20 protein-coding genes are annotated in these 20,323 nt (G+C 38.8%); 9 read left to right on the forward strand and 11 right to left on the reverse strand.

Annotated elements, in window-relative coordinates; all coding sequences use genetic code 11:
- Positions 1–10: 10 nt before the first annotated feature.
- The 5 genes from pcrA to glmU all read right to left on the reverse strand — a co-directional run bounded on the left by pcrA (position 11) and on the right by glmU (position 5,554).
- The gene (pcrA, locus tag QM917_RS03460; protein WP_414284846.1) at positions 11–2,299 is read right to left on the reverse strand and encodes a DNA helicase PcrA; all 2,289 of its coding nucleotides are present in this window, start codon (positions 2,297–2,299) and stop codon (positions 11–13) included.
- Positions 2,300–2,591: 292 nt separating this feature from the next.
- The gene (locus QM917_RS03465; RefSeq protein WP_049529649.1) at positions 2,592–3,287 is read right to left on the reverse strand and encodes a 5'-methylthioadenosine/adenosylhomocysteine nucleosidase; all 696 of its coding nucleotides are present in this window, start codon (positions 3,285–3,287) and stop codon (positions 2,592–2,594) included.
- A 10-nt stretch (positions 3,288–3,297) separates the two neighbouring features.
- Positions 3,298–3,609, reverse strand: coding sequence for a cell wall synthase accessory phosphoprotein MacP (gene macP, locus QM917_RS03470; RefSeq protein ID WP_060955683.1), 312 nt, complete (start codon positions 3,607–3,609; stop codon positions 3,298–3,300).
- Positions 3,602–4,165 carry an NUDIX hydrolase gene (locus QM917_RS03475; protein ID WP_414273413.1) on the reverse strand — a complete coding sequence of 188 codons (564 nt, stop codon included), beginning with the start codon at positions 4,163–4,165 and terminating at the stop codon, positions 3,602–3,604. The genes macP and QM917_RS03475 overlap by 8 nt, the downstream gene beginning before the upstream one ends.
- Positions 4,166–4,174: 9 nt before the next feature.
- A complete protein-coding gene (glmU, locus tag QM917_RS03480; RefSeq protein ID WP_414284848.1) occupies positions 4,175–5,554 on the reverse strand; it encodes a bifunctional UDP-N-acetylglucosamine diphosphorylase/glucosamine-1-phosphate N-acetyltransferase GlmU in 1,380 nt (459 codons plus the stop codon).
- Between the two features lie 155 nt (positions 5,555–5,709).
- Here glmU and QM917_RS03485 point away from each other — a divergent pair, with 155 nt between their 5' ends.
- The 5 genes from QM917_RS03485 (at position 5,710) to lysS (ending at position 10,195) form a co-directional block, all read left to right on the forward strand.
- Positions 5,710–6,510, forward strand: a complete 801-nt coding sequence (locus QM917_RS03485) for a glycoside hydrolase family 25 protein (protein WP_414284850.1) — start codon at positions 5,710–5,712, stop codon at positions 6,508–6,510.
- 109 nt (positions 6,511–6,619) lie between these two features.
- Entirely contained in the window at positions 6,620–7,462 is an 843-nt protein-coding gene (locus QM917_RS03490) for a DUF368 domain-containing protein (RefSeq protein ID WP_371607716.1), read from the forward strand.
- Positions 7,462–7,947, forward strand: a complete 486-nt coding sequence (locus tag QM917_RS03495) for an aminoacyl-tRNA deacylase (RefSeq protein WP_414284851.1) — start codon at positions 7,462–7,464, stop codon at positions 7,945–7,947. Before QM917_RS03490 ends, QM917_RS03495 begins: the two co-directional genes overlap by 1 nt.
- A complete protein-coding gene (locus QM917_RS03500) occupies positions 7,944–8,576 on the forward strand; it encodes a histidine phosphatase family protein (RefSeq protein WP_371607714.1) in 633 nt (210 codons plus the stop codon). The genes QM917_RS03495 and QM917_RS03500 overlap by 4 nt, the downstream gene beginning before the upstream one ends.
- Before the next feature lie 128 nt (positions 8,577–8,704).
- Positions 8,705–10,195: a lysine--tRNA ligase gene (gene lysS, locus QM917_RS03505; protein ID WP_414284853.1), complete on the forward strand. Its 1,491-nt coding sequence runs from the start codon at positions 8,705–8,707 to the stop codon at positions 10,193–10,195.
- Between the two features lie 93 nt (positions 10,196–10,288).
- On the opposite strand, the gene QM917_RS03510 is transcribed toward lysS, so the two are convergent.
- The 3 genes from QM917_RS03510 to QM917_RS03520 all read right to left on the reverse strand — a co-directional run bounded on the left by QM917_RS03510 (position 10,289) and on the right by QM917_RS03520 (position 14,786).
- Positions 10,289–11,959 (reverse strand): formate--tetrahydrofolate ligase, encoded by a 1,671-nt coding sequence (locus QM917_RS03510; protein WP_371607712.1) that lies wholly within the window; start codon positions 11,957–11,959, stop codon positions 10,289–10,291.
- 171 nt (positions 11,960–12,130) lie between these two features.
- Positions 12,131–13,606 (reverse strand): hypothetical protein, encoded by a 1,476-nt coding sequence (locus QM917_RS03515; RefSeq protein ID WP_414284855.1) that lies wholly within the window; start codon positions 13,604–13,606, stop codon positions 12,131–12,133.
- The gene (locus QM917_RS03520) at positions 13,587–14,786 is read right to left on the reverse strand and encodes a hypothetical protein (protein ID WP_414284856.1); all 1,200 of its coding nucleotides are present in this window, start codon (positions 14,784–14,786) and stop codon (positions 13,587–13,589) included. The genes QM917_RS03515 and QM917_RS03520 overlap by 20 nt, the downstream gene beginning before the upstream one ends.
- Positions 14,787–14,927: 141 nt before the next feature.
- Between QM917_RS03520 and QM917_RS03525 the strand changes: the two genes are divergently transcribed.
- From QM917_RS03525 to QM917_RS03535, 3 genes are read left to right on the forward strand one after another with little or no spacing between them, the layout of a single operon-like run.
- Positions 14,928–15,617, forward strand: a complete 690-nt coding sequence (locus tag QM917_RS03525; protein ID WP_075231313.1) for a phosphopantothenate--cysteine ligase — start codon at positions 14,928–14,930, stop codon at positions 15,615–15,617.
- 11 nt (positions 15,618–15,628) lie between these two features.
- The gene (coaC, locus tag QM917_RS03530) at positions 15,629–16,180 is read left to right on the forward strand and encodes a phosphopantothenoylcysteine decarboxylase (protein ID WP_311522323.1); all 552 of its coding nucleotides are present in this window, start codon (positions 15,629–15,631) and stop codon (positions 16,178–16,180) included.
- A complete protein-coding gene (locus QM917_RS03535; protein ID WP_001042711.1) occupies positions 16,164–16,727 on the forward strand; it encodes an ECF transporter S component in 564 nt (187 codons plus the stop codon). Before coaC ends, QM917_RS03535 begins: the two co-directional genes overlap by 17 nt.
- Positions 16,728–16,919: 192 nt before the next feature.
- Here QM917_RS03535 and udk read toward each other — a convergent pair whose 3' ends face one another.
- The 3 genes from udk to QM917_RS03550 form a co-directional block, all read right to left on the reverse strand.
- Positions 16,920–17,558, reverse strand: a complete 639-nt coding sequence (gene udk / locus QM917_RS03540; protein WP_007555045.1) for a uridine kinase — start codon at positions 17,556–17,558, stop codon at positions 16,920–16,922.
- Between the two features lie 124 nt (positions 17,559–17,682).
- Positions 17,683–19,416 (reverse strand): phosphoenolpyruvate--protein phosphotransferase, encoded by a 1,734-nt coding sequence (ptsP, locus tag QM917_RS03545; RefSeq protein ID WP_025171271.1) that lies wholly within the window; start codon positions 19,414–19,416, stop codon positions 17,683–17,685.
- Between the two features lie 4 nt (positions 19,417–19,420).
- Positions 19,421–19,684 (reverse strand): phosphocarrier protein HPr, encoded by a 264-nt coding sequence (locus QM917_RS03550; RefSeq protein WP_000146952.1) that lies wholly within the window; start codon positions 19,682–19,684, stop codon positions 19,421–19,423.
- 363 nt (positions 19,685–20,047) lie between these two features.
- On the opposite strand from QM917_RS03550, the gene nrdH reads away from it, so the two are divergent.
- A complete protein-coding gene (gene nrdH, locus QM917_RS03555; RefSeq protein WP_000259242.1) occupies positions 20,048–20,266 on the forward strand; it encodes a glutaredoxin-like protein NrdH in 219 nt (72 codons plus the stop codon).
- Positions 20,267–20,323 lie beyond the last annotated feature (57 nt).

Genomic DNA, 20,323 nt, shown 5'->3' on the forward strand with positions numbered 1-20,323 from the left:
AAACTATCTACTACTTCTTCTCAATCGGTGCTACACTGGCTAAAAGTTTTTTGAGGCCGACATCTGGGAAATTGATTTTCAATTCCTGAGTAGCTCCACTTCCTGAAACTTCTAGAACAGTTCCTTGACCCCACTTCTTATGAAGGGCAATATCACCAATTGACCAGCTGGTTTCACTTGAAATTGATTTTGATCCAGCAGCAAATTGTCCAAAAGGTAGTCCTTTTGATTCAATGGATCTTGGTGCTGCATTGCGTTTACGATCTTGTAGAGCTTGAGCTAGGCTCATGCCTTGACCAAAGGCGACACCTCCGCTACTATAGGATGCTTTGAAGCTACTATTAGCAGGACGCGCCAAACCTTGATAAGTTAACAAATCTGAACTAATCTCATTGATAAAGCGTGTTGGGCGATTATAGTTCGTTCGACCAAATAGCAAGCGTGAGTTAGCATTGGTTAGATAAAGAATTTTCTCTGCGCGCGTGATACCGACATAGGCAAGACGGCGTTCTTCTTCCAATTCATCCATGTCCTCTGCTGCACGACTAAGCGGAAAGACATTTTCTTCCATTCCAATCAAGAAGACAACTGGAAACTCGAGTCCCTTGGCCGCATGGAGCGTCATCAAGGTTACTTCTGATGTCTCTTGACTACCAGAGTCTGTATCTGCAATCAAGGCCAAGTCATTGAGGAAGTGACTGAGTTTATCCAAGCCAGTTTCTTCTTCCTGATTATCTGGATTATCATCAAAGTTCTTGGTAACTGAAAGGAATTCCTCGATATTTTCAACACGAGCCTTACTTTCCAAAGTCGCCTGGGCATTGAGAAGATCTATGTAGCCTGTCTTTTCCAAGACTGCTTCCACTAACTCAGTAATGGTTAAATGATCCAGTTGCTCCCGCAAATCAAGAATCATATTGGCAAAATCCCAGATTGACTGGGCTGCCTTACCTTTAATCCCTGATAACATGATGTTAGCTGAAGCATCTAGCATAGACATATTTTGTAGGTTGGCAAAGTCACGGATTTTCTCAACTGTACCAGGGCCAATGCCACGTTTAGGTTCATTGATGATGCGTTCAAAACTAATATTATCACTCAAATTAGAGATGAGATTCAGATAGGCGATAATATCACGAATTTCTTTACGGCTGTAGAATTTTGTTCCACCGACCATGGTATAAGGAATATTAGACTTGAGCAGAGCTTCTTCAATGGTACGAGACTGGGCATTGGTACGGTAAAGAACCGCAAAATCCTTGTGGAGGAAGTTTTGGCTTCGACCAAGTTCATCGATGGTTTTGGCTACAAAGACAGCCTCGTCTTGTTCATCATTAGCACGATAGTAGACAATCTGTTCCCCATCCGCATTTTGAGTCCATAAATTCTTTGGACGGCGATTTTTATTGTTTTTGATGACATCATTAGCTGCTTGGAGAATGGTTTTTGTTGAACGGTAATTTTCCTCCAACAAAACAACCTTGGCCTTAGGATAATCCTTCTCAAAGTCCAAGATATTCTGCATATCAGCACCACGCCAACCATAGATAGACTGGTCAGCATCCCCAACTACACAGATATTTTGGAAGCGAGAAGCCAAAAGTTTGACTAGTTGATACTGGGCGTGGTTGGTATCTTGATATTCATCAACATGGATGTACTGGAACTTTTGCTGGTAATAAGTCAAAACATCAGGATTTTGGTCAAAGAGCCGCAAAGTCAACATGATCAAGTCGTCAAAGTCCACTGACTCTGACTGACGAAGTTCTTTCTGATAGGCTGTATAACACTTAGCTACAATTTGCGTGTACATATCTCCTGCCTGGGCAGCATAAGCTACGTCGTCAATCAGATCATTCTTAGCATTGGAAATGGTTCCCAAAATGGTACGTTCATTCCATTTTTTAGGATCCAAGTTCAACTGCTTGAGAATACGTTTCATGAGCGTTCGCTGCTCCCCTGGATCCACAATCGTGAAATTGCGATTGTAGCCAATGTGGTCGGCATCGCGCCGTAGGATACGCACGCACATAGAGTGGAAGGTCGCGATCAAACAATCCTGAGTAGCTGGGTTGAGGTTATAAGCACGCTCCTTCATTTCACGGGCAGCTTTATTGGTAAAGGTAATGGCCAAGATATTCCATGGGTTGACCATCTTTTCATCAATTAAATAGGCAATACGGTGGGTTAAAACACGAGTCTTACCAGATCCAGCACCCGCCATGATCAGCAAAGGTCCTTCTGTGGTTTGAACGGCCTCGGCTTGACGGGCATTCATTCCCTTTAATAAATCGTTCATTTTCTCTTCCTTATTCTTCAAGTCAATGTTTCTATTATATCAAAAAAGTTTGAAAATAACTTTTCTTAGGAGCCTTCTGATTATTTTAGTTGGCAAGACAAGAAAAGGCTGGGACAAAAGTCCTAGCCTCTCAATTCTCTTTTGATTGTCGAGCAAGACGCAGTGGTTGAGTGGACTCTACTACGCTGATTTCATCAGCTTTTACACCCCTTCTCAACTGTGCGGAGGTGGGACAACGAAATCGAATTCTAACGAATTACCGATTTCTGTCCCACTCTCAGTAATTATTCTATTAATCCTTTATAGACTGCAAAAGCGTCATTAGGGCTTGGGCAGAACGACGTCCTGCTTCTACGATAAATTCATCAAAGGAAACGGATGCTTCATGGTTGGCATTGTCACTCATGGCACGAACAACTAAGAAAGGTAGGTTCAAAGCGTGAGCTGCTTGAGCAATAGCTGCCCCTTCCATCTCTACAGCAAGAACTTGAGGGAAGTGTTCTTTTATCGCTTTGATTTTATCTTCTCCAGCAACAAAACTGTCTCCTGTCGCAATCAAACCTAAATGCCAAGTTTGTTCCAGTTTAGACAAACTCTCTTGAATCAAACTGATAAACTTTTTGTCTGATTCAAAATAGAGAGGCTGTTGCGCCATTTGACCGTAATCATAGCCAAAGGCAGTCACATCAACATCGTGGTAGGCAAGCTTGTCTGCAATCACTACATCCCCTACTGCGATTCCATTTGCCACTGCACCAGCAGATCCAGTATTAATCACTGCATCCACCTGAAAGTGATCCGCTAAGATAGCAACACTCATAGCAGACATGACTTTTCCGATTCCACTCTCTACAAGTACAAGCTCGACAGAACCAATCTTACCAGTATGATAGCTATTTCCCAGAACCTTTTCTTCGCTGGCATCGTCCAAGTGTTGAATCAAGTAAACTAGCTCTTCTGGCATAGCTGCTATAATTCCAATTTTCATGATAGACCCCTTAAATAAATCTCATTGCTAGAATCAACAAAATCAAGAGAAAAATAACTGCAAATAGAATTTTATTCAATTTAGAATTAAAGACATTTCTCTTAGTATTTTCAATCCGACGACTTTTGTGAATAGAAGGTTCAACTTCGATGGTCAGTGTATCCTGGCTAAAACCATGATCTCTGGTTCGTGAATAGCCAAAATTTTGAGAAGAAGTCGGTAAAATCTTAGTTTCCTCATCATCTAGCAAGGGAGGACCTGAGATGTCCTCTCCTCGATTGGCACGTTCAATCATTTCATCTGTTAATAAAGGTTTACCCATGGGTTCCTCCACTATTTTTTTGTAATTCCCAGTACTGGATAGCCATGATGGTCTTTGCATCACAAATATCTCCTGACTGGATCAGTGCTTTAGCTTGGTCAAGATTGACTTCAAGCAACTCCAAAGTCTCATCTTCATCCTGAGGACGAGGATTTTCAACTTTTGTCAAATCACTTGCCAAGTAAAGTTTTAAGCGCTCGTTACAAAATCCAATCGCTGAGTAAAAATCATAGACAAGGCTTAATTTTCCAGTATAGGCTGCCTCTTCCTCTAATTCACGAAGGGCTGCTGCTTCTGGTTCTGCATTCTCCCCGATTTCAAGTTTACCTGCAGGAATTTCATAAGAGACTTTTTCAATCGCCTTGCGATATTGTTTAACAAGGACAATCTTATTTTCTGGAGTGACTGCAAGGACACAAACTGCTCCATTGTGGAAAATCAAATCACGTTGCGCTCTACCTTTGCCAGAAGGTAGTTCAACCTGGTCTTGAACCAATTGGAAGATCGCTCCTTTATAGATTTCTTTACGACTTATAGTCTTTTCTTCGAATTCCATCGTTAGCTCCTATTTATTATTAGGATGATGAGGGAGGCGAGTTGCATATTCATCCTTATTGACTTGACGACCTCGTCCAATAGCAATGGCATCAGCTGGGACATCTTTAGTAATGGTTGAACCTGCTCCAACAAGAGAATTATTTCCAAGCTCTACTGGAGCAATGATAGTTGAATTTGAACCAACGAAAACATTGTTACCAATGGTTGTTTTAAACTTGTGTTGACCATCGTAATTTACAGTGATTGTTCCAGCACCAAAGTTGACATCACTACCAACTTCACAGTTACCAATATAAGTCAAATGACCTGCCTTAGTATTCTCCCCAATGCTAGATCCTTTGACTTCAACAAAGTTTCCAATGTGCACATCTTTTGCAAGGCTTGATCCTGGACGGATATGAGCATAAGGACCAACTGTAACACCATCAGCAACTGAGCTTTCCTCAATCATTGAATTGGTAATCACTGCTCCTGCTCCGATACTACTATCAACGATATAAGTTCCGTTGGTCAAAACAGTTCCTGCACCAATCTTACTAGAACCTTTGAGGGTTACATTTGCTTCTATTTGAACTTCTGGAGCGATCTCAACATCAATGTCAATGTAAGTAGCTTCAGGATTCACAAAACTAACTCCATTGATCATATGCGCTTGGTTAATACGGCGACGCATAATGCCTTCAGCTGTCGCAAGGGCAACACGGTCATTAACTCCGAGACTTTCATCAAAGTCTTTTAGAGTATAAGCACCAACTTTTTCCCCTGCTTCACGGAAAATGCCGATGACATCAGTGATGTAGTATTCACCTTGGGCGTTGTTGGTATTGATATTTTTAAGAGCTTCAAAAAGACGAGCATTATCAAATACATAGGTTCCTGTATTGATTTCTTTGATTTGTTTTTCAAAATCAGTCGCATCCTTCTGCTCCACGATACGAAGCACTTCAGCATTCTCATTACGAACAATACGTCCATAACCAAATGGATCTTCAGCTTCTGCAGTTAGGATTGTAGCTACGTTCTTGTGATTAACGTGGAAATCAATCAAGTTCTTTAGACTTTCACCAGTAATGAGTGGTGTATCACCAGCAATAACCAATGTTTGTCCAGAAAGTCCTTCAAGAATTGGCTCAGCCATCATAACCGCATGACCAGTTCCTAATTGCTCAGACTGTCTTACAAAATCAGTTTGACCAGCTAAAACTTGTTCAACTAGCTCTGCCTTATGACCAACAACCGTTACTGTTTTTTCAGGCTTGATTGCCCCTACACTACGAAAAACATGCTCCAGCATAGAAATTCCTGCAACCTTGTGCATGACTTTTGGTAGATCTGATTTCATACGAGTACCTTTACCCGCTGCTAAAATAACTGCATAATTTGACATATTTTTCTCTTTTCTATAGAAATTCCCTTATATTATATCATAAATTTGTTCATTCAAACACAAAAGAGGGCAAGTGCTATAAAACATCGCATTTCCTAGAGGATTTTGAGTATTTTTTTTGATTTTTTTCACCATTTACGATACACTATAAAAGTATGAGAAAGAAAATAAATCCTGTTTTTATTTTTACTGTATTAGCTACTCTTGTGGGTATTTTAATCATCAATAGACCCAAGTTTGAAGACCATCCAGTCAAAACAAAGCAAAATCCAGTTCAAGTAGAAACTCAAGCTTTACATAATATCAACAAGCCGATTATTGATGTTTCTGGCTGGCAAAGACCATCAGAGATCAATTATGACACCTTAGCTCAAAATATTTCAGGTGCAATCGTTCGGGTTCATAGTGGAGCTCAAGCTTCTGTTGAAAACGATGCTTCATTTAAAAATGGGGTTGATAAGGCTTATAAAGAACACATCACAGAATTTCAAAAACGGAATATTCCAGTCGCTGTTTATGCCTATGTAGCTGGTAAAAATGTCGAAGAAATGGAAAAAGCTGCCGAAGTTTTTTATAATGCTGCTTCTCCCTATAATCCTAGCTACTATTGGTTGGATGTTGAAGACAAGACTATGTCTGACATGAACAAGGGTGTTGAGGCCTTTCGTGCTAAATTAGCTTCATTGGGAGCTAAAAATATTGGCATCTATGTTGGTGTCTACTTTATGGAGGAGCATAGTATCAGTACGGAAAATTTCTCAGCAATCTGGATACCTTCCTATGGGACCAACTCGGGTTACTATGAAAGTGCTCCAAAAACAGATCTTAACTATGATCTTCACCAATACACCTCTCATGGAAACCTTGGAGGCTTTGAAAATCATCTGGATTTGAACCTTATTTCTTCCACAAAAAACAAGGAAGAAACCTTTAGAAAATTGTTTTTAAATCCTTAATCACTATCACCATAAGCAAGTCAGACATTGCTTTCTGCTTGCTTTTCTTTATTTTTCAGTATTAAATCACTGTTTTATCTTTATAGAATATGAATCTCGGAGGAACTCTATGTTATCATGGCTATCAAAAATTATTAAGGGAATTGTTATTGCTCTCGGTTTCATTCTACCAGGGATTTCTGGCGGCGTTCTGGCTGCTATCTTAGGAATTTATGAAAGAATGATTCGTTTTCTTGCTCATCCTTTTAAGAATTTAAAAGAAGATGTGCTCTTTTTCCTACCTGTTGGTATTGGGATGTTACTGGGCATTGGACTTTTCTCCTATCCAATCGAGTATCTTTTAGAGAATTATCAAGTGTATGTATTGTGGAGTTTTGCTGGAGCTATCATTGGTACTATCCCAAGTCTTGTCAAAGAATCAACTCGTGACTCTGATAGAGACAAGGTTGACCACATATGGTTTTGGGCAACCTTCATCATCTCAGGTATCGCCCTCTATGCCTTGAATTTTGTAGTTGGTTCTCTATCTGCAAGCTTCCTAAACTTTACACTAGCTGGTTGTTTATTGGCTCTGGGGATTTTGGTTCCAGGGCTTAGTCCTTCCAATCTTCTCTTGATTCTTGGCCTTTATGGCCCTATGTTAACAGGGTTTAAGACTTTTGATTTATTTGGTACCTTCCTTCCAATAGGAATTGGAGCACTTGCTACTCTTGTCATTTTTTCAAAATTTATGGACTACGCTCTCCGTGTTTATCAATCTCGTGTTTACCACTTTATCATCGGAATTGTTCTTTCAAGTACAATCTTAATCCTCATTCCAAATGCTGGTAATGCTGAAAGCATCAGCTACAATGGATTATCTCTTGTGTCTTATGTCATCATTGCCTTTTTCTTCGCTCTAGGTATTTGGTTAGGTATTTGGATGAGTCAATTGGAGGATAAGTATAAATAATGGCTAAAAAAGTAAAAGTCAAAAAAACCTTGGTCCAACAAATTTTAACCAAGGCAGGAATTAATCATAAAGGAATTCAAATTAATGCCCTGGAAGGTGAGATGCCTCAAGGTTATGAAAAGAGTCAGATTTTCAAGACTCTAGCACTTCTGGGAGATAAGACTGGCCCCATTATCGGTATCCTTCCTATCACTGAACACCTTTCTGAAAAGAAGCTTGCAAAGATTTCAGGTAATAAGAAAGTGAGCATGATTCCACAAAAAGACCTAGAAAAAACAACAGGCTATATCCACGGTGCCAATAATCCAGTTGGAATCCGTCAAAAACATAACTATCCTATCTTTATCGACCAAACTGCTCTTCAACTGAATGAAATGATTGTTTCCGCAGGGGAGGTTGGTCATAGTATCATTATCAACCCTCAAGATCTAGCAGCCTTTGTTAAAGCTGAATTTGCTGATATCTTGGAGGCAAGTAGCACATGAAATTCTATTTTATTCGTCACGGTAAAACACTTTGGAATCTTGAGGGACGTTTTCAAGGAGCAAGCGGGGACTCTCCACTTCTTGAGGAATCCATTGAAACCTTAAAAAAATTAGGCCAATATCTTCAGGAAACTTCATTTGATGTGATTTATTCTAGTGATCTTCCTCGTGCTAAAACTTCCGCTCAAATTATCCAAAGTCAACTGAAAAACAGCTGTCCATTAGAAGAGATACCCTCACTAAGAGAATGGCAACTTGGAAAACTTGAAGGTGCAAAATTTGCAACCTTGGAAGCCATCTATCCCGAGCAATTAAAAGCTTTTCGTACCAATCTAGCAAAGTTTGATTCAACTATGTTTGGAGCAGAGTCTGTCTATCAAACAACTCAGCGGACCATTCAGTTTATCAAATCATTAGAGTCCAAACCTTTTGAACATGTCATGATTGTCGGTCACGGAGCCAATCTCACAGCCAGTATTCGAACTCTTTTAGGCTATGATACTCCACTACTTAGAAAAGAAGGAGGTCTAGCAAATGCTAGTGTTACTATTGTCGAAACAGAAGACTTTAAAAACTTCAACCTCTTAGTCTGGAACGACACTTCTTATCAAAATCTAAAAAGAACTTAACAATCGCTGTTAAGTTCTTTTTAGATTTTGTAGAATATCCGTGAATTTATTTGATTTTTATGATAAAATGGGAGTATCGCAAAAAAGACTCATCGTATCAAGAATTGAGTAAAAACTAGGAGGAAACCATGTCAACAGAACATATGGAAGAACTAAATGACCAGCAGATCGTTCGCCGTGAAAAAATGGCTGCGCTCCGCGAACAAGGAATCGATCCATTCGGTAAACGCTTTGAACGCACTGCTAACTCACAAGAATTAAAAGATAAATATGCTGACCTTGACAAAGAACAACTACACGATTTAAACGAGACTGCTACTATAGCTGGACGTTTGGTAACAAAGCGTGGTAAAGGTAAAGTTGGATTTGCCCACCTTCAAGACCGCGAAGGTCAAATCCAAATCTACGTTCGTAAAGACGCCGTCGGTGAAGAAAACTACGAAATCTTCAAAAAGGCTGACTTAGGAGACTTCCTTGGTGTCGAAGGTGAAATTATGCGTACAGATATGGGAGAACTCTCTATCAAGGCTACACATATCACTCACTTGTCCAAAGCCCTTCGTCCGCTTCCAGAGAAATTCCACGGTTTAACAGACGTTGAAACTATTTACCGTAAACGTTACCTTGATTTGATTTCAAACCGTGAAAGCTTTGAACGCTTTGTTACTCGCTCAAAAATCATCTCTGAAATCCGTCGTTACCTTGATCAAAAAGGTTTCCTAGAAGTTGAAACACCTGTTCTTCACAACGAAGCTGGTGGTGCTGCTGCTCGCCCATTCATCACACACCACAATGCTCAAAACATTGATATGGTTCTTCGTATTGCGACTGAGCTTCACTTGAAACGTCTTATCGTTGGTGGTATGGAGCGTGTTTATGAGATTGGCCGTATCTTCCGTAACGAAGGAATGGATGCTACACACAACCCTGAGTTCACTTCTATCGAAGTTTACCAAGCATACGCAGACTTCCAAGACATCATGGACTTGACTGAAGGCATCATCCAGCACGCTGCTAAATCAGTTAAGGGTGATGGTCCAGTTATCTATCAAGGAACTGAAATCAAGATCAACGAACCATTTAAACGTGTACACATGGTTGATGCAATCAAGGAAATTACAGGTGTTGATTTCTGGAAAGATATGACTTTCGAAGAAGCAAAAGCTATCGCAGCTGAAAAGAATGTCCCAGTTGAAAAACACTACACTGAAGTTGGACACATTATCAATGCCTTCTTTGAAGAATTTGTTGAAGAAACATTGATTCAACCTACCTTTGTCTATGGTCACCCAGTAGCTGTATCACCACTTGCTAAGAAAAATCCTGAAGATGAACGCTTTACTGACCGTTTCGAACTCTTCATCATGACTAAAGAATACGGAAATGCCTTTACTGAGTTGAACGACCCAATCGACCAGCTTAGCCGTTTCGAAGCTCAAGCCAAAGCCAAAGAGCTTGGTGATGACGAAGCAACAGGCATTGACTACGACTACATCGAAGCCCTTGAATACGGTATGCCACCAACAGGTGGTTTGGGAATTGGTATCGACCGTCTTTGCATGCTACTCACTGATACTACAACTATCCGTGATGTACTTCTTTTCCCAACTATGAAATAAAAACTCAAATCTCCTAGTTATCTCTATCTAGGAGATTTTTTAATAATAACAAAAAGACAAACTCAATGTTGAGCTTGTCTTTATATTGTTCAATTAGAATAATCCAAGAACTGTACCATCACTTTCAACATCCATGTTGAGGGCAGCAGGTCTTTTTGGAAGACCAGGCATGGTCATAACGTCACCAGTAAGTGCAACGATAAAGCCTGCCCCCAATTTTGGTACCAATTCACGAATAGTAATTTCAAAGTTTTCAGGTGCACCAAGAGCATTTGGATTATCTGAGAAACTATATTGAGTTTTAGCCATACAGATTGGCAATTTGTCCCAACCATTTTGAACGATTTGAGCGATTTGAGTTTGAGCTTTCTTCTCGAAGTTTACTTTGCTACCACGATAGATTTCAGTGACAATCTTTTCAATCTTCTCTTGGACAGAAAGGTCGTTGTCATACAAACGTGTATAGTTAGCTGGGTTTTCGTCAATTGTTTTGACGAGAGTTTCAGCCAAAGCCACTCCTCCTTCAGCTCCATCAGCCCATACGCTAGCTAACTCAACCGGAACATCGATTGAAGCACAAAGTTCTTTCAAGGCTGCGATTTCTGCTTCTGTATCAGATACAAATTCGTTAATTGCAACAACTGCTGGAATACCGAACTTACGGATATTCTCAACGTGACGTTTCAAGTTTGCAAATCCTGCACGAACAGCTTCTACATTCTCTTCTGTCAAAGCATCCTTAGCAACCCCACCATTCATCTTAAGAGCACGAAGTGTTGCAACAATCACTACTGCATCTGGTGAAGTTGGCAAGTTTGGAGTTTTGATATCCAGGAATTTCTCAGCACCAAGGTCTGCACCAAAACCTGCTTCTGTTACTGTGTAATCTGCCAAGTGAAGGGCAGTAGTTGTAGCCAAGACAGAGTTACATCCGTGTGCGATATTGGCAAATGGGCCACCATGTACAAAGGCAGGTGTACCGTAAATTGTCTGAACCAAGTTTGGTTTGATAGCATCTTTCAAAATCAATGCCAAGGCACCTTCAACCTGTAGATCACCCACTGAAACAGGTGTACGGTCATAACGGTAACCAATGACGATATTGGCCAAACGACGTTTTAAATCTTCAATATCAGTTGCCAAGCAAAGGATGGCCATGATCTCTGAAGCAACAGTGATATCAAATCCATCTTCACGTGGAATACCGTTAAGAGGACCACCAAGGCCGACTGTTACGTGACGAAGAGCGCGATCGTTCAAGTCAACCACACGTTTCCAAAGAATACGACGTTGGTCGATTCCTAGCTCGTTTCCTTGGTGCAAGTGATTGTCAATCAAGGCAGAGAGAGCATTATTTGCAGTTGTAATAGCGTGCATATCTCCAGTAAAGTGAAGGTTGATGTCTTCCATTGGTAAAACTTGGGCATAACCACCACCAGCTGCACCACCTTTAATCCCCATGACTGGTCCAAGAGAAGGTTCGCGGATAGCAATCATGGTTTTCTTACCAATCTTATTCAAAGCATCAGCAAGTCCGATAGTGATAGTTGATTTTCCTTCACCAGCAGGTGTTGGGTTGATAGCTGTAACCAGGATCAATTTACCGACTGGATTACTTTCCACTTCACGAATTTTATCAAAACTAAGCTTAGCCTTGTATTTTCCATACAACTCCAAATCGTCGTAAGAAATACCAAGATTCTCAACGACTTCTACGATTGGTTTTAACTCGATACTCTGTGCAATTTCAATATCTGTTTTCATAACAAACTCCTCTACCTCTAATGTGTTATTTCATTATAACATAAAATAAGATTTTTAACAGTCATTATGTTTGTTAACGTTCGTAAATATGGCTAAATCACAGGCTTTATTTATCTCTATTTAAATTTTTATATGCCTTTATAGGTTTTAACTATAGTTGAAAGCTTTCTACTAACTCAGAAAGTAGCTATCAATTTCGGATAAATCATGTAGAATTTCGTCATCAGAAACTCCTATATACTCAGCTAATTCAATTGTATATTCAAAACGAAGACGTGTATTGATAGATAAATCAAAAGAGTAATCCTGTAATTGTCCTAGTTTATGATATTTATCCATAACATCATTAAAAATAATCTTGTATTTATCATCTAACTTTTTGATATGATTATCTAAGTTTTCCCTGTAATCTTGAATTAATTCCTGTTCCCTATCACTTAAAATTCCTTTACCTATTTCCCAAATTATTGAAGTAGCTATTGAACCTACTACTGCTCCTAAGACAGGGACAGGAATAAGTGTTTGACCAACGCATGAACCAATTGTCGCTAATGTTGTATCCAATGTATTGATAGTTATAAAATTTATAAATTCATCCTCAGTAATCTCATTTGTTCTAAGTTTAGTAATAATATCTACCATGCCGTAACTTGCTGTTACAAACGCACTTGCATTAGGAGCACTCATTTTAAAAACATTAGTGAGACCATAAATCGCGTAACCTGATATAGAACCTTTTACCGCACCTTCCACTGTTTCCAGTCCACAGTCTAACCAATCTGATTGATCAAATTCAAAAATTGTTTTTCCTTCTTTGTATTTCCCATACACATTGAACATCAAAGCTAAACCACCCTGTAAAACAGCTGCATTTCTTGCAATCTTATTGGCTTCTTTTATTCTTGGCAATGAATTTTTTTGTGCTACTAATCGTTTTTTATTTAATTCTTGTTGTTTTAGTCTGACTGTTTTACGAATATTCTTCTCTTCGGAATCTAAAAAAGAATTAATTGAATTTTTTTGAGCATCATTATAATTTAGAACAGATGATTTCATCCAAGATTTATATGAAGTAAGTCCCTTGCTTTCGGTAATATCATTGATCATTTGTCGTATATCGGTAATTTGTTTAATAGACAATCTTTTACCATCAAATTCAACTTCTTTGGCGCCAGCCATAATTTTTTCGTATACTAGCACGTGATCTTTTGGAAACATCATTTTCATTTTTTTACTGTAATGAAATGATTGAGCTAGTTCATCACGTAAATTATTATAAAACTTCATTTGAATGGTATTTCTACCAATTAATAAATCGGCTGGTCCATTATCATTCAATACTTTTACAATAGGATTTAATCCTTCAAAAGCTCTTCTCGCATTCACAATTCCTGCTTCTGCAAATTCAGCAATAAAACCGTGACCGCCGTATTCACCTCCACGATTCTTTAGAATAACGTCTTCAATGTTATCTCTAGCATAGTTTAAAATTTTAGAGGCATTGTCCTTGTTTAAAATGACATGTCGAGCTTCATCCTCAATCATTTTCATGGCAATTTGTAAGTCTTGAATTCTCAAGTTGTTTAAACAATTGACATAAGCACCTATCCCTTGATAAAATGCTCTATTAACAGCCTGATTCATCATTTATTTTAATTTCCTTATTAATCATCGAAGTAAGTGAGAGGGTTGAATTTACTAAAGCACCTGCTTGATATTTTTCTTCTTCAGAAAATAAGCTATAGTCCAGCCCAGTTAAAGATAAGTTGGCTAAATAAATCCCCTCAGTTTGCTTTTCAATTAAATTAATTAATTCACTAATTTCTATTATTGATTTATCAGTTTGTCTAATTAATAACTCAATTTTCTTTTGTTCATCAAGCGCTTCTTTAGCTACTTCTTCATTTTTTTTATTAGCAAAAACACCTGCTCCGACAGACGCTGTTAACATTAAGCCAGCAATCCCCCAACCAACAGGGCCCGCCATGGCTAAAAAGGCATTGCCAGCAGCCATACCTCCTCCTCCTGCTGCTAGACTTCCTCCACCTAACCAAGCTAATGCCGCACTATTTGCTGCTGCACCTGTCAAGCTAGAAATTGCTGTTCCTGTTGATGCGACACCAAAAGTAGTTGCAACTCCCATAGCTGCAGTAGGACCTAAAGTTGCGACTGTCACACCTAAAGCACTTAAAGAAGCTGTAGCTGCCGTACTACCGCTGGCTAATTCTGCTTCTTTGATTGACTGAGTAATAGCTAACTGCTTATCTTCGAAATTCTGTATTTCAACAATTATTTCGTCTAATTTTGTTTCAAATTCTTTCGGTTTATTTGCTAATTTACTAATTCTTTCTTCAATGATTTTGACAACTTTGATCGCCTTGTCTCTACTTTTATAAAGCTCAGTCGATTTATTCGTTAGATCTGTGGCTTTTTCATTATATGTTTGAATAGATTCATGATAGTTCTCAACAGCTTCGGACCTTAGTTTACCATTAAAAAGATCTATTGAATCAATTTGAGATTTTGCTTCCGTTGCAACTTTACCAGCTTGATTAAGCGTGCCAGATGCAACCTCTGTTACTTGTTGAACAGTATCATTCGCTACTGTAGCAGCTTGACCTGAAACGTCTGAAACAACATTTCCTATCTTATTTGATACATCTCCTATTACTTTTACAGAATCTGATAATAAATCTCCTGTAACTTTCCCAGCGCTATCTAAAGCTTTTCCAGCTTCATTAAGTACGCTACTGGTTGTCTTACTAGCATCATCAATTACTTTACTAGCTTCTTTAACCATATTATCTGCAAACTTAAAAAAGTCCATAACGGCTTCCCCTTTTCATATATAACTAAAATAATTATCTTATATCTTAAATTAATTGTCAATAATAATATAGTTATAAAGTTTAGTTATATTTTATCGCTTTCATTTTACTTACTGCTCATTTTTTTGTACAATAGTTCTATGAAAATTTTAGTTACATCTGGTGGTACAAGCGAAGCCATTGATAGAGTTCGCTCCATTACCAACCACTCTACTGGTAGACTTGGTAAAGTTATAACTGAGACTTTACTGAAGGCTGGGCATCAGGTTTGTCTGATTACTACGCAACAAGCACTAAAACCAGCACCACACTCAAATTTATCCATCATTGAAATCAAAAACACTTCCGATTTACTTCGAAAGATGAAACGGATTGTTCCTGATTATCAAGTTTTGATTCATTCCATGGCAGTCTCTGACTATAGTCCTGTTTACATGACTGGTCTTGACCAAGTCCAAGCAAGCCAAGATTTAAGTGAGTTTTTGCATAAGAAAAATATGGAAACAAAGATCTCCTCTAAGGCTGAGGTGCAAGTCCTATTTCTCAAGAAAAATCCAAAAATTATTGCTCTTGTCAAAGAATGGAACCCCAATATTCATCTCATCGGCTTTAAACTGCTTGTCGATGTTACCAAGGAGCATCTGATTCAAATCGCTAGAGAAAGTCTTGAAAAGAATCAAGCTGACTTGATTGTCGCTAATGACCTCACTCAGATTAATGAAAATCAGCACCTGGCTTATCTAGTAGAAGAAAAAGATTATCAGCTTTCTACTAGCAAGCAAGAAATTGCTGACTTGTTAACCAAGAGAATTCAAGAACTTGATCGTTAGAAAGGAAAATTATGGCTCGTATTACACTCGCTGTTACAGGCTCTATCGCTTCTTACAAGGCTGCTGATTTGGTTAGTAACTTGAAGAAACAGGGGCATTCTGTAACTGTACTTATGACCCAGGCTGCGACTGCCTTTATCCAACCTTTAACCCTTCAAGTCCTATCTCAAAATACGGTACATCTAGATGTTATGCAGGAACCTTATCCTGACAAAGTCAATCATATCGAACTTGGCAAAGAAACAGATTTGTTTATCCTTGCCCCTGCTACTGCTAATACGATTGCAAAACTAGCACACGGTTTCGCAGATAATATGGTAACCTCTACTGCTCTTGCCTTGCCCCACTATGTTCCAAAACTAGTGGCGCCTGCTATGAATACCAAAATGTATGACCATCCAGCAACTCAAACAAACTTAAAAACTTTAGAAACTTATGGTTATACAATTATTGCTCCAAAAGAGTCCCTACTGGCCTGTGGCGATGTAGGACGTGGTGCTCTTGCTGATCTTGATACTATTTTACAACAGATAAAGGAAAAACTTCATGAACAAACGCTCTAATATTGCTCCTATTGCTATCTTTTTTGCCAGCATGATTGTCATTCATTTGCTGAGCTCTATTGTCTTTAATGTCTTGCCATTTCCAATTAAACCAACCATTGTCCATATCCCAGTCATCATTGCTAGTATCATCTACGGACCACGGATTGGGGCTATCTTAGGTTTCTTGATGGGAATGATTAGCTTGACTGTCAATACGATCACTATTCTCCCAACTAGCTACCTCTTCTCTCCATTTGTACCAAACGGTAACATCTACTCCCTAGTTATTGCGATTGTACCACGCATCCTTATTGGTTTAACTCCATACTTTGTCTACAAACTCCTCAAAAACAAGGCAGGGCTTATCTTCGCGGGAGCACTTGGTTCCCTCACAAATACTGTATTTGTACTAGGCGGAATCTTCTTCCTCTTTGGAAATGTTTTTGATGGAAATATCCAAAAACTATTAGCTACTGTTATCTCAACAAATTCTATCGCAGAACTCATAATCTCAGCAATACTTACCCTAGTTATTGTTCCGAGACTTGAAAAAATCAAAAAATAAGAGGTCGGGAAAATCCCGGCCTCGATTTTTATTTGCCCTAAGTAACTGACTTTGTATTTAATTAAGATTACAGACTTCTAAAAGTCCCTTTGACGAGACTATCTAAAAGCATGATTGTAAAGATTCACGGATATGAGAAAAAGGTTCAATCTTGATAAAATCTTTACTTTCCCACAGCCTTTTATCTGCTTATTATTGGGCAAGACGTGCTTCTTCTAAAATCTTTTCAATCTTTGTTGTCAGCAAATCAATAGCTACTGTATTGGTCACTCCTTCTGGAATAACGATATCTGCATAACGCTTTGTTGGCTCGATAAATTGATGATACATGGGTTTCACCACACCAAGGTATTGGTCAATAACGCTATCCAGGCTACGACCACGCTCTTCCATATCACGTTTAATACGGCGAATGATACGGACATCATCATCTGTATCTACGAAAATCTTGATATCCATCAAATCACGAAGTCGTTTGTCCTCCAAAACCAAGATTCCTTCTACGATAAAGACATCCTGAGGTTCTTGACGATAAGTTTTAGAACTTCTGGTATGGGCAGCATAATCATAGGTAGGAATATCAACTGGACGACCTGCCAACAACTCTTTGATTTGCTCAATCATCAAATCAGTATCAAAAGCAAAAGGATGGTCATAGTTGGTCTTAATACGCTCTTCAAAGGTTAGATGAGATTGATCTTTATAGTAGGAATCATGCTCAATCATAGAGATTTTTTCATTTGGAAAATGTGACAAGATTGCTTTAGATACGCTTGTCTTTCCTCCTCCAGATCCCCCTGTTACTCCGATAATGATTGGTCTATTTTGCATTGTATCCTCCTTGTATTTTCCCTTGTCTATTTTACCATATTTTTGATAAATTTTACAGATGGAGTTTTCTAGAAAATAGAAAAAAAAATCCTCATAGCTAGAAGCTACAAGGATTTGTAATTGATTAATCGAAGTTAACGTATTCTTTAGAAAGTTCAAGAACTTCTTCCATTGTTGAACATTCAGTAAGAGCACGGTTAGCGTATTCTTGCATTTTAGCAGTGTCGAGTTTCTTCATCAAGCTACGTGTACGAAGTACAGATGTTGCTGACATAGAGAACTCATCCAAGCCCATTCCGACAAGAAGTGGAACAGCTGTTTGGTCACCAGCCATTTCACCACACATACCAGCCCATTTACCTTCAGCGTGAGCTGCTTTGATAACGTTGTTGATCAAACGAAGGATTGATGGGTTGTATGGTTGGTAAAGGTATGAAACTTGTTCGTTCATACGGTCTGCCGCCATTGTGTATTGGATCAAGTCGTTTGTACCAATTGAGAAGAAGTCAACTTCTTTTGCAAATTGGTCTGCAAGCATAGCTGCTGCAGGAATTTCGATCATGATACCAACTTGGATGTCATCCGCAACTGCAACACCTTCAGCAAGAAGGTTAGCTTTTTCTTCATCGAAGACTGCTTTAGCTGCACGGAATTCTTTCAAAAGCGCAACCATTGGGAACATGATACGCAATTGACCGTGTACAGAAGCACGAAGAAGAGCACGGATTTGAGTGCGGAACATTGCGTCTCCAGTTTCAGAGATAGAGATACGAAGAGCACGGAATCCAAGGAATGGGTTCATTTCATGAGGCATATCGAAGTAAGGAAGTTCCTTGTCACCACCGATATCCATTGTACGGACAACAACTGGTTTACCGTTCATTCCTTCAAGGACAGCCTTGTATGCTTCGTACTGCTCATCTTCAGTTGGGAAGTCTTGAGAATCCATGTACAAGAACTCTGTACGGTAAAGACCTACAGCTTCTGCACCGTTGTCATTAACACCTTCAACGTCTTTTGGAGTACCAATGTTTGCTGCCAATTCGAAGTGTTTACCATCAGCAGTAACAGTTTGAGCATCCTTCAAAAGTGCCCATTCAGCTTTTTGTTGAGCGTAAGCTTCACCAGCTGCTTTAAATTCAGCCGCTTGTTCTTCAGTAGGGTTGATAATCACTTCACCTGTAATACCATTAACGGCAAGTAGGTCACCATCTTTAACGATTTCAGTGATATTGTTTGTACCCAAAACTGCAGCGATTTCAAGTGTACGAGCCATGATAGCTGAGTGACTTGTACGACCACCAATGTTTGTTACAAAAGCTTTTACAAAGTTTTTGTCCAATTGAGCTGTATCAGATGGAGTCAAGTCGTGAGCAATCACGATCACTTCTTCATTGATAGAAGCTGGGTTTGGCAATTTTTTACCAAGGAGGTTAGCCAATACACGTTTTGTTACGTCGCGGATATCCGCTGCACGTTCTTGCATGTATGGGTTGTCTTCCATGCCTTCAAAGATTGTGATAAACATGTCTGTAACTTCTTTCAGACCTGCTTCTGCATTCACTTTCTTAGCACGGATAGTTTCTTTGATTTGACCGATCAATTCAGGGTCAGCAAGAACCATCAAGTGGGCGTCAAATACTTGTGCCGCTTCTTCACCAAGCGTACCTACAGCCTTCTCGCGGATAAGAGAAAGCTCGTTTTGAGAAGCTTCAAGAGCAACATCCAAACGAGCCTCTTCTGCATTTGTATCTTCGACTGTAACAGTCTCGAATGATAAATCCGGTTGAACGAGTAGATATGCTTTTGCAACTGCAACACCGTCAGATGCTGCGATTCCTTTAAGCATTTCTGTCATTTCCTTATGCCAATCCTTCTTTTTCCATTGTTTCTGAGATTGCAGCGATAGCGTCATCAGCGTCTGCACCTTCAGCAGTGATTGTAACGTCAGCACCTTGACCAACACCAAGGCTCATTACACCCATGATAGATTTAAGGTTAACTGATTTACCTTTGTACTCAAGAGTGATATCTGAAGCAAATTTGCTAGCTGTTTGTACCAACAATGTTGCTGGACGTGCGTGAATACCTGTTTCTGCCACTACGTGGAAATCTTTAGAAGCCATAGTTTGACTCTCCTTTAATAGTTTTCTTGTTGAGTTACATATCTGATAACCCTTACAATTTAGTATTATATCACCTTCATTGATATTTTTCAAGTATTTTATGGACTTTCTTCAATTTCCTTTCAGATAACTTGCTGAAAATCTTCTATTAAATTTAGCAAAACACAGTATGTAGTTTTTGTTAAGTTGTCTATAATGAAATCATTGATTTTTCTGTCGTTGTTTCTCAATATTACACTATATATTGTGTTTGTTAGTAAAATCAGTAAAATAAGTACACAAGATTTAGTTTTAGAAAGTTGACAAAGTTTTTTTTTCTGATATACTAAGAAAGTAATAAATTTTTAAAGAGGAGTTACAGAAATGGTAACCGTATATTCTAAAAACAACTGTGTCCAATGTAAAATGACGAAACGTTTTTTAGACAGTAATAATGTTGAATATAAAGAAATCAATCTTGATGAACAACCTGAATACATTGATCAAGTAAAAGAGCTTGGCTTTAGTGCTGCTCCTATTATTCAGACACCAACAGAAGTTTTCTCTGGTTTCCAACCAGGTAAACTCAAACAACTTGCTTAAGAATCAGGACAAAAGCTTCTATGTCTACCTTAGAAGCCTTTCTTTTGTAATTAGATA

This window comes from Streptococcus infantis, from assembly GCF_047460685.1.
In the GTDB taxonomy this organism is placed as follows: domain Bacteria; phylum Bacillota; class Bacilli; order Lactobacillales; family Streptococcaceae; genus Streptococcus; species Streptococcus infantis_AD.